At 74.2% G+C, this 13,837-nt stretch carries 10 protein-coding genes; 6 read left to right on the top strand and 4 right to left on the bottom strand.

The window, feature by feature from the left end; translation table 11 throughout:
* Positions 1-30: 30 nt before the first annotated feature.
* Positions 31-1,590, top strand: coding sequence for an APC family permease (locus tag AC0665_RS25275; RefSeq protein ID WP_478705817.1), 1,560 nt, complete (start codon positions 31-33; stop codon positions 1,588-1,590).
* Between the two features lie 69 nt (positions 1,591-1,659).
* On the opposite strand, the gene AC0665_RS25270 is transcribed toward AC0665_RS25275, so the two are convergent.
* The 4 genes from AC0665_RS25270 to AC0665_RS25255 form a co-directional block, all read right to left on the bottom strand.
* The gene (locus tag AC0665_RS25270; RefSeq protein ID WP_478705816.1) at positions 1,660-6,288 is read right to left on the bottom strand and encodes a hypothetical protein; all 4,629 of its coding nucleotides are present in this window, start codon (positions 6,286-6,288) and stop codon (positions 1,660-1,662) included.
* Positions 6,289-6,322: 34 nt separating this feature from the next.
* Positions 6,323-7,204 (bottom strand): hypothetical protein, encoded by an 882-nt coding sequence (locus AC0665_RS25265; protein WP_468409860.1) that lies wholly within the window; start codon positions 7,202-7,204, stop codon positions 6,323-6,325.
* A gap of 31 nt (positions 7,205-7,235) precedes the next feature.
* Positions 7,236-8,762: a hypothetical protein gene (locus AC0665_RS25260; protein ID WP_468636775.1), complete on the bottom strand. Its 1,527-nt coding sequence runs from the start codon at positions 8,760-8,762 to the stop codon at positions 7,236-7,238.
* A 70-nt stretch (positions 8,763-8,832) separates the two neighbouring features.
* The gene (locus AC0665_RS25255) at positions 8,833-9,528 is read right to left on the bottom strand and encodes a GntR family transcriptional regulator (protein ID WP_363121178.1); all 696 of its coding nucleotides are present in this window, start codon (positions 9,526-9,528) and stop codon (positions 8,833-8,835) included.
* Positions 9,529-9,700: 172 nt separating this feature from the next.
* On the opposite strand from AC0665_RS25255, the gene AC0665_RS25250 reads away from it, so the two are divergent.
* From AC0665_RS25250 to AC0665_RS25230, 5 genes are read left to right on the top strand one after another with little or no spacing between them, the layout of a single operon-like run.
* Positions 9,701-10,750, top strand: a complete 1,050-nt coding sequence (locus AC0665_RS25250) for an MFS transporter (RefSeq protein ID WP_478705815.1) — start codon at positions 9,701-9,703, stop codon at positions 10,748-10,750.
* On the top strand, positions 10,747-11,574 hold the full coding sequence (locus AC0665_RS25245) for a putative hydro-lyase (RefSeq protein WP_478509704.1): 828 nt from the start codon (positions 10,747-10,749) through the stop codon (positions 11,572-11,574). The genes AC0665_RS25250 and AC0665_RS25245 overlap by 4 nt, the downstream gene beginning before the upstream one ends.
* 17 nt (positions 11,575-11,591) lie before the next feature.
* Positions 11,592-12,350, top strand: a complete 759-nt coding sequence (locus tag AC0665_RS25240) for a LamB/YcsF family protein (RefSeq protein ID WP_478509705.1) — start codon at positions 11,592-11,594, stop codon at positions 12,348-12,350.
* Entirely contained in the window at positions 12,347-12,964 is a 618-nt protein-coding gene (locus tag AC0665_RS25235) for a 5-oxoprolinase subunit B family protein (RefSeq protein WP_478606328.1), read from the top strand. The genes AC0665_RS25240 and AC0665_RS25235 overlap by 4 nt, the downstream gene beginning before the upstream one ends.
* Entirely contained in the window at positions 12,961-13,830 is an 870-nt protein-coding gene (locus AC0665_RS25230; protein WP_478606330.1) for a 5-oxoprolinase subunit C family protein, read from the top strand. The genes AC0665_RS25235 and AC0665_RS25230 overlap by 4 nt, the downstream gene beginning before the upstream one ends.
* The last annotated feature ends 7 nt before the right edge of the window (positions 13,831-13,837 follow it).

The raw sequence follows: 13,837 nt of genomic DNA, 5'->3' as shown, positions 1-13,837 counted from the left end.
CCCCGGGGCACACCGATTGAGGAACCGCCCATGAGAACAACCGCAGAGCCGACCGGCCCGCACGGCCGGGACGACGCCGAACTGACCGAGTTCGGCTACAGACCCGAGCTCAAACGCACCCTCGGCACCTTCCACACCTTCGCCGCGGGCATCAGCTACATCTCGATCCTCACCGGCACCTTCCAGCTGTTCTACTTCGGCTACGGCAGCGGCGGCCCCGCCTACTGGTGGTCCTGGCCGATGGTCTTCGCCGGCCAGTTCATGGTCGCCCTGTGCTTCGCCGAGCTCGCCGCGCGCTATCCCGTGGCTGGCTCGGTCTACAACTGGTCGAAGAAGACGGGCAATCCGCACCTGGGCTGGCTCGCCGGCTGGATGATGCTGATCGCCTCGATCGTGTCCATCTCGGCCGTCGCGCTGGCCTACCAGCTGACGCTGCCGCAGATCTCCTCCTTCTTCCAGTTCGTGGGGGACGGCACCGGTCGGTACGACGTGGCGACCAACGCGGTCGTCCTGGCCGCGGTGCTGATCCTGTTCACGACCCTCGTGAACGCCTTCGGCGTCAAGCTGATGGCACGGATCAACACAGCGGGCGTGTTCATCGAGTTGATCGCGACCGTCGTGCTGATCGTCCTGTTCGCCGTCCACATCACGCGCGGCCCGCAGGTCGTCATGGAGACGCACGGCACCGGCGCGGGCTACGGGAACGGCTACCTGGGCGCCTTCCTGGTGGCCTCGCTGGCCTCGGCGTACGTCATGTACGGCTTCGACACGGCCGCCTCGCTCGGTGAGGAGTCCCTGGACCCGACCCGGAACGCGCCGCGCGCCATCATCCGGGCGATCGTGGCCTCCTTCGTCCTGGGCGGCCTGGTCCTGCTCCTGGCGCTGATGAGCGTGTCCAGCCTGAACGGCGAGAAGCTCTCGACGGACGGCCTGCAGTACATCGTGCTGGACGTGCTCGGCCCGACCGCCGGCAAGGCGATGCTGTGGTGCGTGCTGATCGCGGTGACGGTGTGCGCCCTGGCGGTGCACACGGCCGCGGTCCGGCTGGCGTTCGCGATGGCCCGCGACAACAACCTGCCGGCGTCCTCGAAACTGGCCAAGTGCCACCCGCGGTTCCAGACGCCGGTCCTGCCGACCGTGATCATCGGCATCCTGGCGCTGGCGATCCTGGTGGTCAACATCCGTCAGCCGCAGATCTTCACGGTCGTGACCAGCATCGGCATCATCATGATCTACCTCGCCTACCTGGGGGTCACCGTACCGCTGCTGGTCGCACGCCTGCGCGGAAGGTGGCAGCCGGCGGGCGAGGGGCGGTTCTCGCTCGGCCGCTGGGGCCTGCCGGTCAACATCCTGGCCGTCCTGTGGGGCGCGGTCATGACCCTCAACCTGATCTGGCCCCGGGCCGCGGTCTACAACGCCTCGGCCCCCTACCACTGGTACCTGCGCTGGGGCGCGGTGCTGTTCGTCGCCGTCATCGCGGGCGGCGGCTTCGCCTACTACTGGTTCGTCCAGCGGCACCGCACCGGCGTGCTCGCCGAGCACCGCTCCGAGACCCCGGCCGCTCCCGCGGCCACCCCGGCGGCCGACTGAAGGAGAACCGCCGAGGCGAGAAGTGCGCCGATCCGACGGGAGCACGCCCGGGCCCAGGTCGGACGCGGCCTAGGAGACCGGGCGCTTGTACATCCTGGTCGCCGTGATCTCGCTGTGGACCGCCTCCCCCGCCTGGGGCTGCTGCGGCAGGCCCGGGCGGAGGTGTTCCTCGACGCTGATGTACTTCAGGCCCGCCCTCAGGTCGGCGTCGTTGCGCATGCGGATGACCAGGGGGAACTCGGCCAGTGCGGTGGTGTCGAACAGGCCCGTGGTGTACAGGAGCTGCACACCGAGGGCGTCCGACACCGCCCGTTGCAGTTCCAGCAGGTACGTGGCGTTGGCTCGGCCGATGGGGTTGTCGAGGAACAGGGTGCCGGCGTGCCGGTGCTTGTCGCGGCCCCGGTCGTTCGACCGCAGGGCGGCCATCGTGCAGTAGAGGGCGATGGCGGCGGTGAGGAGCTGGCCGCCGGAGAAGACGTCGCCCATCTGCCCGACGGGGACGCGCTCGGCGCGCAGCACGGCGTCGGGCTTGAGGATCTCCACGGCGACGCCCTTGGGGTGGAGGGCCGCCGCGACGCCCCGCAGCAGCAGGGACATGCCGTCGCGGCGCAGGTCGGAGTTCTTCTTGACGGCGGCTCGGGTCGCCTCGTCGACGACCTCGCCCAGGCGCTCGGTGAGCGTGGCCTGGTCGGGCTCCTCGAAGCGGATGCGCAGGAACTCCTGTCCCGACCACTCGCCGAGCCCCTCCGGGAGGCGCGAGAGCCGCTGGGCGGAGCGCAGGGTGGCCAGGGCCGACTCGACCAGGCCGCGCAGGCGGTCCACGATCGAGTCGCGGTTGCGTTCCAGTTGGGCCAGCTCGTCGGTCAGGACGCGCAGGCGGGGCGCGAAGGCGTCCGCCCACTTCTGGGCGTGCTCGGGCAGCGCTGCGGCGGGCAGTTCACGGATCTGCTGGCGGGCCGGGGTGCGGACCTGCTCGTAGCGCGTGGAGTTGGCGTGCCGGACGAGGATGTCGCTCGCCTCGCGGACGGCGGACTCGGCGGCGGACAGGTCGGCGGCGCAGCCGCGCAGCGAGCGGCGGGCCTCGGCGGCCGCCTGCCGGGCCTCCTCGGGGCTGCCGGGGTAGGGCTCGGGCTCTTCGTGTTCCTCGTCCGTGCCGTGCTCGCGCAGCAGGTCGCGGAGCATGGCGGCGATCTCGTCGAAGCCGCTCGCGGCGTCCTCGGCGGCGCGGTGGGCGTCGAGGAGTTCCGCGTGCGCCTCGCGGGCCTGGTTCAGCGCCTCGGTGCGGGAGGCGAGTTCGGCGGTGGCGGTGCGCAGCAGGGTCTGGGCGTGTTCGGCGTCGCGCGGCTGGAGGTCCTCGGGGAGGCCGGTGTGGGCGTCGCCGTCCTCGGGGGCGAGACGTTCGGCCTCGCCGCGCAGCCGCCCGAGCTGCTCGCTCGCGGTGGACATCCGGGTCTCCAGGAGCTGCACCAGCTCCTCGGCGCGGGCGGCGGCTGCCTGGCGGCTGGGGCCGTCGGAGCCGTCGGGGGATTCGAGGAGCTGCTCCGCGCGCGTACGGACCTTGTTGCTCAGGCGGTCCAGCTCGGAGCGGGCCGCGCTCTCGTCGCTCTCGGCACGGGCCTGCTCGGCGCGCAGGTCGGCCCCCACGCCGACCTTCTCGTACAGCTGGGAGGCGGCCCGGTAGGCCTCGCGCAGGGCGGGCAGGGAGGCCTTGGGGGCCGGGGCGTCGTCCTGCGGGACGTCGTCGGGGGCGCCCGCGATCTCGGAGCGCTCGGCGCGCAGCGCGCGGGCGGTACGGCGGGCGTCGTCGGCGGCGCGCTGGGCGGCCCGCCGGTCCTCGTCGGCGGCCCGGGCCCGCTCCAGGCAGGCCTGGGCGCCGGCCTCGGACTCGGCGGCCTCGTCGGTCAGTTCGCGCACTTTGACCTGCCAGCCGGCCCGCTCGCGCAGCCGGAAGGCGAGGCCGGCAAGGGCGTCGGCGGAGCGGCGGGCCTTCTGGGCGGCCTCCTGCCGCTCGTCACGGACGCGCGCTGCCTCGGCGGCGACCTCGTCGGCTTCGGCCCGCACGGTCCGGGCCTCGGCCAGTTCGGCCTCGGCCTCCTCGGCGAACTCGCGGGTGTCCTCGGCCGCCCGGGCCAGTTCGGCCAGCCGGCCGGCGGGGCAGCCGGTGCGCCAGGAGGCGAGCCGGGCGGCCAGTTCGCGGTCCTTGCCGAGCCGGGCGGCGAGGGTACGGATCTCCTCGTCCCGCTCGGTGGCGCGGGCGCGCAGGGCCTGCCGCTCCTCGTCGGCGGCGTGCTCGTCGTGCATGGCCGGGTTCGGCGGCACGAGGAACACGTCCCCGCTGTCGCCGTCCGGCGCCGGGGTGGGGGCGAGCAGGGCGGCGGCGGTGCCGACGGCCACGGCGGAGCGGGGCAGCAGGGCCGCGTCGCCCAGCGCCTGCCGGGCCCGGGCGTGGGAGTCGGGATCGGTGATGATCACGCCGTCGACGAGTTCGGGCCGGGCGGCCAGCACGCGTGCGTGGTCGGCCGGGTCGACGGCCTGGGCGAGGTAGCGCCAGCCGGGCAGGGCGGGGATGCCGTGCTCGCCGAGGAACTCGACCGTGGCCAGCACGTCCGGGCCGGGCGGCAGCAGTCCGCCGTCGCCGAGGGCTCCGAGGATGCGGGAGTCGTCGGCGGCGGCCGTCCGCAGCTCGAACAGCTGCCGCTCGGCCGAGGAGACGGCGTCGTCGAGGAGGTCGCGCAGCTCGTCGGCGAAGCGGTCGAGCTCCTCCGCGGTGAGCCCCTGTGCGCCGCCGGCCGGCTGTGCTGCGGGCTCGCTGTCCGTGCCGTGGCGGGGCTGGGGGATGCCCGGGCGGCTCTGGGGGGTCAGGCTGAGCAGTTCGGCCAGCCGCTCCTCCCCCGCCAGTGTCTCGGCGGTGCGGCGCTCGGCGTCGTACGACCGCTCCGCCGCCGTGGCCGCGTCGGCCGCGCGGGCCGCGGTCAGTTCGGCGCGGCTCTCGGTGGCCGCGGCTTCGCGGGCGTGTTCCGTGGCCCGGCGGGAGGCCTCGCGGGCCGCGTCCCACGCCGCGACGGCGGTCTTCTCGGCGTCGCTGGCGGCGAGGGCCGCCCGGGCGGGGTCGGCGTCGGGCGCGGAGTCGTCGAGCCAGCCGGCCCGGACCGCCTCGGCGGTCTCCTGCTCGACCTCGGCGAGGCGCTGCTTGAGGTGGCCGACCTCGCTGCGGGCGCGCTGTGCCTGGGTGGCGGCGGCGGTGGAGTCCCGGTAGGCCGCGTCGCTGACCTCCTGGAGGGCGGCGGAGCGCTCCTCCTCCTCGTTGGCGTGGCTCTCCGCCTTCTCCGCGGCCGCGTGCAGGGCCCGGACGAGGTCCACGGCGGCCCTGGAGCGGGCGGCGAGGGCGGGGGCGGCGTCCCGCTCGGCCTCCTGGATCGCGGCGGACACGCGGGCGACGCGGTCCGAGGCGGCCCGGTGGCGCAGCACGACCTCGGCGGTCTGCCAGGCGGCGTACAGGGTGCGGGCGTCGGCGAGCTCGCGCTTCTGTGCGGCGGCGGACTTCTCGGCCGCGGCGAGGGCCAGCGAGGCGTGCCGGTAGGCGAGTTCGGCGGAGATCAGCGCGCTGCGCTCGCGGGCCGCCTCGGCGTGCGTCACGGCGTACGCGGCGGCGGTGACCCGCTGGGCCAGGTCGGCGGCCCGGACCCGCTCCTGCGCGCCGCGCGCGGACAGCCGGCGGGCCAGGGTCCGGGTGCGGCGCTCGGCTCCGGCGTGGACGTCGCGCGCGCGGGAGCGAGCCTCGGCGGCTTCGACGATCCGCCCGAGGAGGTCCACCGATCCGGCGGTGAAGTCTCGTTCGGCCATCAGCTCGGCGCGCCGGCCGAGCTTGTTGCCGAAGCCGCTGACCAGATCGGCGAGCCCGTCAGTGTCGCGGGTGTCGGTGACGGCGCGCAGCAGCAGGTCGGTGAAGTCGGCGTCCTTCTTGACCGCGAAGAGACCGGCGGCCTCACCCTCGTCGGCGTTCATCTCACGCTGGTAGCGGAAGAGTTCGGGGTCGAGGCCGAGGTCGCCGAGGTGCTCGATCCAGCGGTCGTGGGTCTCCTCCCAGTGCACCTCCAGGTGCGGGTAGGTCTTGCCCGCCTCCGTGAGGGCGTCGCGGAAGCCCTTCATGGTGCGGCGCCGGCCGCGTGCCCCGGACTGGCCCTCGACCTGGGCGCGCATGGCGGTGGCCTCCGCCACGGGGAGGTTGTCGAGGCTCAGTCCGGGCCCGGGGCGGAACGAGTACCAGGCCTCGGCGAACTTGCGCGGGTCGTTGGAGACCTGCCGTCCGCGCCACTCGCTGACCTTGCCGACGACGACGCACTCGCCCGTCAGCACGTGCTGCCACTCCAGGGCCACGTGTCCGCAGTCGTCGGCGAGCAGGAACTTGCGCAGGACGCCGGAGCTGGCTCCGCCGAGGGTGTTGCGGTGCCCCGGCAGCATGACGGAGAAGATCAGCTTGAGCAGCACCGACTTGCCGCCGCCGTTCTCCAGGAAGAGCACGCCCGCGGGCGCCGGCCGGCGCGGCGGGCCGACCGGCTCGTCCTCGAAGAACTCCGCCTGTGCGGGCGCGGGGTCGGGCACGATCTCGCCCACCCCCCGCAGGTCAAGCACGGTGTCGGCGTAGCGCGCACCGGCGGGCCCGATCGAGTAGAGGCGGACCCGGGACAGCTCGTACATGGCGGACTCTCGTAGATCTTCGTGAGATGGGGGGTCAGGCGGAGTGGAAGGGCAGCCCGGCGTCGGCGACCAGGTCCAGGTCGTCGCCCTCCTCGGGGGGCAGCAGCGTCGGGGTGCCGTCGGTGACCGGGACGACGCCCAGTTCCAGCAGCTCGGCCAGGGCGGCGCTGCCGGCCATGTCGCGGACCTGGAGCTGGTAGCGGGCGGTGGTGCGGTAGGTGCCGCCGTGGTCGTCGCCGGTGCGCTGAAGGAACCCGGAGTCGGTGAGGAAGGCGACGGCCTTGGCGACGATGCCGGTGGTCGAACCGGCCAGGCGGCGGGCGTCCTTGGTGGCGCCGGTGGCGCTGCGCCGCACCCAGATCCGCCAGGCGGCCTCCAGGCCGGGCGCGTCGGTCGCCGGGTCGGTGTTCTCGCCCTGCTCGGCGGCGCGCTCCTCCAGCCGGCGGCAGGCCTGGCGCACGAAGGCGTCGACGCCGTTGACCGAGACCCGGCCGATGTAGCCGTCGTCGGCGAGGTCCTCGGGACGCGGGAACGCCAGGGCGGCGACGGCGAGATGGGCCAGTCCGTGCAGGAACCGGTCGCCGCCGTCGGCGGACGTGCGACGCGCGTAGTCGCCCATGCGGACGGCGAACACCGAGTCCTCGGCGGCCGTGACGGCCATGCCCGCGCGCGGGGACACCTCCAGCACGATCAGTCCCAGACCGGTCGCCACGGCGTCCGCGAGCCGCGCGAAGGGCGGGTCCTCGCGGTAGCGCCGCAGCAGGTCGGCGTACTCCTGGTCGCGGGCGGGCTGCAGCTTGGGCTGCAACCCGAACGACACGAGCCGGGCCGCGTCGGCGGCGTCGGCGGGAGTGACGGCGGCGGGGGCCGCCGGGGCCGGCCCGTCCGGCTCGCTCCACTCGACATGCTCGCTCACGGTCGGGACTCCTTGTGCCACTCGTACTGACTCATGCTGCTTCCGTCCGGTCCGCCGCCATCCCCGCCGCGTCCAGCAGCGCGGTGCCGACGATGAGGTCCGCGCCGCCGAACTCCGGGTCGTCGAGCTCGGTCCCGTCGTCCACGGCGAACAGCAGCTTCTGCTCGCCCTGGCGATAGGCCGTGCCGACCGGCGGGCTGGCGGCGTGCACCGCCAGCAGGGCCACCAGGTACGGCAGCTCCGGGTCCTGTCCGCGGGCGTCCGCCAGCAGCCCCGACAGCCGGCGCGGTGCGTCCGCGGGCAGGTCGAGCAGCTCTTGCGCCGCCGCCAGCTGCTCCTCGCTGAACCGGCTGTCGTCCGGCGTGGCGATCAGGTCGGGCTCCGGCATCTCCGCGCCGAGGTGCTCCCGCTCCACCGGCGGCGTCAGCAGTATGTCGACCAGGTCGCCGACGCGGACGGACACCGGGGTGCGCAGCCCGGTGCCGCGACCGAAGAAGGCGTCGGTGACCCGGACGGCCTGCTCCAGCGGCAGCGGCAGCACGGGCGAGAGGAGGTGCCCGTAGAGATCGGTGCCCGAGGTGGTCATCGGGGTGGCGAAGGCCTGCCGGTCCTGCTCGGCGCGGAAGAGCGGTCCGGCCTCCAGCAGCCGGGACTGCAACTGGGTGTGCCGGCGGATGCAGTCCTTCACGATGTCGACGAGCTCGGCGGCGCGGCGCTTGTGCTCCGGCTCCTCGGTCTCGTCACGCGCCTTGCGGATGTTGGTGAGGATCGCGTTCTCGTGGCGGTAGCGGTCGGCGACGTGCTCCAGCGCCTCGGCGATCATGTCGGGCACGGTGGCGAGCCAGTCCACCGCGCGCACATTGCGCCGGGTCGCGTCCAGGGCGCGGCGCAGGGTCTCCGAGTACTGCACGGTGCGGTAGCGGGCCTGCTCGGCCGCGAGCTGGGCGTCGGCGAGCCGGCCGCGGCTGATCAGCACCTCCAGCTTGACCTCGGCGGCGATCTGCGCACTGGTGACGTCCGTGTCGAGGGCGCCGACGAGGACGTTGACCGCTTCGTCCGTCGTGCGCAGGTAGACCGTGCCGCCGGGGCCCGGGACCTCCTCGATCAGCTTGAAGTCGTAGTCACGGCGCACATAGGTGCCGTCCGCGCCGAACGTGCCGTACACCGCGCGGAAACCGCGGTCGACGCTGCCGACGTTGATCAGGTTCTCCAGGACCCAGCGGGCCACCCGCTCGTGCTCGGCGGTGGGGCGCTGCGGGGCCTGGGCTGCGATGCGCGGGACGAGGCGGGCGACGACCTGGTCGTGGTCCGCGCCCGTGTCGAAGTCCATGTTGAGGGTGACCAGGTCGATGGCCGCGAGGGCCACCTCCGCCATGCCGTACACCGAGTACTCACCGGCGAGGTTGGCCTTGCGCGCGTCCAGGTCGTGCAGCGGCGCGGTGCAGGCGAGCGCGCGCAGGCGCCGCGCCAGCCCCTCGTCGGCGGCCGGCCCCGGCGCGGGGCGCGGCCCCGCGCTGAGCTGGGGCGGAACGCTGTCCGTCGATGCAGGCGAAGTCACGGTGCACAGACTAGGTCCTGGGTCTGACATCAGCCCAAACGACGCGGTGCGCCCTGGGAGCCGCCGCCCGTCAGCCGTCCTCGCCGACCCGCCGCCGGTAGACCTCGACCACGCGCTCCAGCGAGTCGTCGAGATATCCCGCGAGCAGCCGCTCCGCCTTCTCGCGGTCGCCTCCCTGAAGGGCCTCCAGGATGGCGACGTTGCGTGCGATGTACGGCTCGTGCAGCCGCTGCGGCTCGTCCACCACGTGGAAGGCCAGCCGCAGTTCGGCGAAGACGCTGCGCATGAGCTCGGCGGTGCGCTCGCTCGCGGCGAGGGCGACCAGTTCCCGGTGGAAGTGGATGTTGGCGGTACCCACCGCCTTCCAGTCACCTTCGCGGGCCGCCGTCCGCCCCTCCTCGACGGCCCCGGCCAAGCCGCCGAGCCCGTACGGCGGCTCCCCGAGGGCCCGGACGACCGCGCACTCGACGAGCCGGCGGGTGCGGTAGATGTCCTCGACGTCCTCCACGGTCAGGACCCGGACGAAGACCCCCCGGTTCAGCTCGTGGACGAGCAGGCGTTCGTGTGTGAGCAGCCGGAACGCCTCGCGCAGCGTGTTGCGGGAGACACCGAGGGCGCCGCCGATGCTGTCCTCCGACAGGCGGGTCCCGGGCGGGAAGTAGCCCTCGGCGATGCGGCTGCGGAGGATGTCCGAGACCCGCTCCGCGGTGCTGGTGCGCCCCAAAAGAGCCCGGTCGTCGGCGAGGTCCTTCAGCTGCTCTGCCATGCGGGGATTCAACCGCAGATCCCAAGAACGAACCAACATGGGTATTGAGGGATCGTTGAACAATCCTCTACGGTGCTTGTCACGGCGTCGTCTCCCCCACCGCGTCGCCGACGGTTTCCGCACGGCACGGCTCACTCCGAAGCACCCTCCGTCCTCCCTCTGCGAGGTGCCCATGAGCACGACCCCTCCACCGCAGGCCCCGGCCGACGACACCCGTCCCGCGACCTCCGAACGCACCCCGGACGACGGGGCGCTGGGCTGGCTGCGCGCCCTCGGCCCGCGTGGCCGCCGCGCGTTCGCCGGTGCCTTCGGCGGCTATGCCCTGGACTCGTACGACTACTTCACGCTGCCGCTGAGCACGGTCGCGCTCTCCGCGTACTTCGGCCTGAACAGCGGTCAGACGGGCCTCTTCACGACCGTCACGCTGGTGGTCTCGGCGATCGGCGGCGCCCTCGCGGGCGTGCTCGCGGACCGCGTCGGACGGGTGAAGGCCCTGATGGTCACCGTCATCACGTACGCCGTCTTCACGGTCGCCTGTGGTTTCGCGCCCAACTACGAGACTCTGCTGGTCTTCCGCGCGCTCCAGGGCCTCGGGTTCGGCGGTGAGTGGGCGGTCGGCGCGATCCTGGTCGCCGAGTACGCGAGCGCCAGGCACCGGGGGCGCACGCTCGGCGCGATCCAGAGCTCCTGGGCCGTCGGCTGGGGCCTGGCGGTGATCGTCTACACCCTGGTGTTCTCCGTCGCCGGCGACGATCTGGCCTGGCGCGTCATGTTCTGGACCGGGGCGCTGCCCGCGCTGCTCGTGATCTGGCTGCGGCGCAGTGTGCACGACGCGCCCGAGGCGGTCGCGGCGCGCGAACAGAGCGCGCAGAAGGGCTCGTTCACGGCGATCTTCAAGCCGGGCCTGCTGCGGGTCACGATCTTCGCGGGGCTGTTGTCGACCGGTGTCCAGGGCGGTTACTACACGCTGGCCACCTGGGTGCCGACGTATCCGAAGACCGAGCGCGACCTCTCGGTGGTCGGCACCGGCGGCTATCTGACGTTCCTCATCTCGGGCGCCTTCATCGGCTATCTGACCGGCGGGTACCTCACCGACAGACTGGGCCGGCGGCGCAACTGCTGGGGTGTCGGCGGCGCGCTGGTCTTCGGCGCGATCGGCTACGGCATCGCCGCCCTGGCGCTGCTCGGGCTGCCCGAGACGCGCGGGAAGGAGCTGGCGTGAACCGCACCGGAACCGAGGACCGCCCCGTGCTCCTCGTCGACGAGCGCGCCCACGCGTGGCGCCCTCGAGCGGCCCGCTCCCGCTTCCGGGAGGGCCTGACGGGCCCCACGGCCGGGGTCGCGGCGGGCCACACCCAGGCCAACCTGATCTCGGTGCCCGCCGACTGGGCGTACGACATGCTCCTGTTCTGCCAGCGCAACCCCAAGCCCTGCCCGGTCCTCGACGTAACGGACGCCGGATCCTGGACGACCGTGCTGGCCGACGGCGCGGACCTGCGCACCGACCTGCCGCGCTACCGGGTGTGGCGGGACGGCGAGCTGGTGGACGAGCCGACCGATGTGCGGGCGTACTGGCGGGACGACCTGGTGTCGTTCCTGATCGGGTGCAGCTTCACGTTCGAGTGGGCGCTCGGCGAGGCGGGCGTGCCCCTCCGCCACGTCGAGCAGGGCCGCAACGTGCCGATGTACGTGACGAACCGGCAGTGCCGTCCGGCGGGCCGGCTGCACGGCCCGCTGGTGGTGTCGATGCGGCCGGTGCCGCCCCGGCGGCTGGCGGCGGCGATCCGGGAGAGCAGTCTGATGCCGGCGGTGCACGGCAGCCCCGTGTACTGCGGTGACCCCTCAGGGCTCGGTGTCGCCGACCTCGGCCGCCCCGACTTCGGCGACCCGGTGGACGCCGAGACGGACGACATCCCGGTGTTCTGGGCGTGCGGGGTGACCCCGCAGGCGGCGGTCATGGCCTCGCGTCCGCCGTTCGCCCTCACCCATGCCCCGGGGCAGATGTTCCTCACCGACGCCCGCGACGAGCAGTACCGCGTGGCCTGACAGGAGACACTGGATTCATGGCCTGCATCGACCTGAACGCCGACCTCGGCGAGGGCTTCGGCCGCTGGCGGCTCACCGACGACGAAGGGCTGCTGTCCGTCGTCACGAGCGCCAATGTGGCCTGCGGCTTCCACGCCGGGGACGCCGTCACCATGCGCCGGGTGTGCGAGCTGGCGGCCGAGCGCGGGGTGCGGATCGGCGCGCAGGTCTCCTACCGCGACCTGGCCGGATTCGGGCGGCGCGCGATGGACGTGCCGCCCGCCGAGCTGGCGGCCGAGGTCGCCTACCAGATCGGCGCCCTGGAGGTCTTCGCCCGTGCGGCCGGTTCCCGCGTCGCCTACGTCAAACCGCACGGCGCGCTGTACAACCGGGTGGTGCGCGACGAGGAGCAGGCCGCCGCGGTCGTCGACGGCGTCCTCCTCGCGGACGCCGCCCTGCCCGTCCTCGGACTGCCCGGCTCGCGCCTGCTGGAGCTGGCCGGGAAGTCCGGGCTGCCGGTCGTCACCGAGGCGTTCGCGGACCGGGCGTACACCGACGAGGGCACCCTGGTGCCGCGGGCTCTGGAGGGCGCTGTGATCAGCGAGCCGGACGCCGTGGTGGAACGCTCCCTGGGCCTGGCCCGCTCCGGCGAGGTCGTCTCCCGCTCGGGGACCCGCGTCGGGGTACGCGCACGGTCTCTGTGCCTGCACGGCGACACCCCGGGCGCGGTGGAGCTGGCGCGCCGGGTGCGGGAACGGCTGGAGGCCTCGGGCGTCCGGGTGGAGGCCTTCGCATGAGGGTCTTGCCCGTCGGCGACGACGCCCTGCTCGTCGAGGTGGCCTCGGGCGAGGAGGCCGAGGCGCTCCACGCCGAGCTGCTGCGACGCCGCGCTGAGGGCTCGCTCCCGGCCCGCGAGATCGTGCCCGCGGCCCGCACGGTCCTGCTGGACGGTCTCGACGCCCCCGCCCGGCTGGCCGCCGAACTGGCCGCCGCCGAGCTGCCGCCCGCTCCCCCGCGGGTCGACGCGGTCGTCGAGATCCCCGTGCGCTACGACGGCCCGGACCTGGCCGACGTCGCCGCGCACTGGGGGGTGCCGGTGCCGGAGGTCGCCCGCGTCCACGCGGCCACCGAGTTCCGGGTCGCCTTCTGCGGTTTCGCACCCGGCTTCGGCTACCTCACGGGGCTGCCGCCGCGCTACGACGTCCCGCGCCGGGCCACCCCGCGCACGGCCGTCCCGGCGGGTTCGGTGGCCCTGGCGGGCCCGTACACGGGCGTGTACCCGCGCTCGTCCCCGGGCGGCTGGCAGCTGATCGGCAGCACCGACGCCGTCCTGTGGGACCACGCGCGCGTGCCGGCGGCGCTGCTGTCGCCGGGCACGCGGGTGCGGTTCGTGCCCGAGGCGGGGTCATGACGGACCGTGCGCTCGCCGTGGTCAGGGCCGGGGCCCTGACGACCGTGCAGGACGAGGGCCGCCCCGGCCACGCTCATCTGGGCGTCCCCCGCTCCGGGGCTCTGGACCGGCCCGCCGCCGGCCTGGTCAACCGGCTCGTCGGCAATCGGCCTGGGGCGGCCGTGCTGGAGACGACCCTCGACGGCTGTGCGCTGCGCCCCCGTTCGGACGTCACCGTGGCGGTCGCGGGTGCGCCCTGCCGGGTCACGGTGGACGGAGGGCCCGTCGCCTGGGGCGGCCCGGTGCGCGTGCCCGCTGGGGCGCTGCTGGACGTCGGCCCCGCGACGTCGGGCGTACGCGCCTACCTGGGCGTCTGCGGGGGCATCGCGCTGGAGCCGGTGCTCGGCAGCCGGTCCACGGATCTGCTGTCGGGGCTCGGCCCGCCTCCGCTCGCGGACGGCGCGGTGCTGCCCCTGGGCCGCCCGACGGGCGTGCACGCGCGCGTGGACGTCGCCCCGCAGCCGGCGCCACCGGCCGAGCTGGTGCTGCGGGTGACACTCGGACCGCGCGACGGCTGGTTCACGCCGCAGGCCGTCCGCACCTTCGTCTCCCGCTCCTACCGGGTGTCCTCCGCGAGCAACCGCATCGGGCTGCGCACGGAGGGACCGGTCCTGGAGCGGGCCCGGCCGGGTGAACTCCCCAGCGAGGGCATGGTGCTGGGTGCCGTGCAGGTCCCCCCGGACGGCAGGCCGGTGGTGTTCCTGGCCGACCATCCGACCACCGGGGGCTACCCGGTGATCGCCGTGGTCCGCGCCGCCGACCTCCCGGCCGCCGCCCAGGCTGTTCCCGGCACGCCGGTCCGTTTCGTGGCCGTACGCCGCCGCTAGACCCCTT

This window comes from Streptomyces sp. NPDC043685 (assembly GCF_056436585.1).
Note: the sequence above shows the minus strand (reverse complement) of the source record. Positions and strands in the feature narration are given on the sequence as shown.

Bases quoted from the DNA above. Each gene is read 5' to 3' on its own strand.
- AC0665_RS25275 (WP_478705817.1), top strand. From the start codon at position 31: ATGAGAACAACCGCAGAGCCGACCGGCCCGCACGGCCGGGACGACGCC.
- AC0665_RS25270 (WP_478705816.1), bottom strand. From the start codon at position 6,288: ATGTACGAGCTGTCCCGGGTCCGCCTCTACTCGATCGGGCCCGCCGGT.
- AC0665_RS25255 (WP_363121178.1), bottom strand. From the start codon at position 9,528: ATGGCAGAGCAGCTGAAGGACCTCGCCGACGACCGGGCTCTTTTGGGG.
- AC0665_RS25250 (WP_478705815.1), top strand. From the start codon at position 9,701: ATGAGCACGACCCCTCCACCGCAGGCCCCGGCCGACGACACCCGTCCC.
- AC0665_RS25240 (WP_478509705.1), top strand. From the start codon at position 11,592: ATGGCCTGCATCGACCTGAACGCCGACCTCGGCGAGGGCTTCGGCCGC.
- AC0665_RS25235 (WP_478606328.1), top strand. From the start codon at position 12,347: ATGAGGGTCTTGCCCGTCGGCGACGACGCCCTGCTCGTCGAGGTGGCC.
- AC0665_RS25230 (WP_478606330.1), top strand. From the start codon at position 12,961: ATGACGGACCGTGCGCTCGCCGTGGTCAGGGCCGGGGCCCTGACGACC.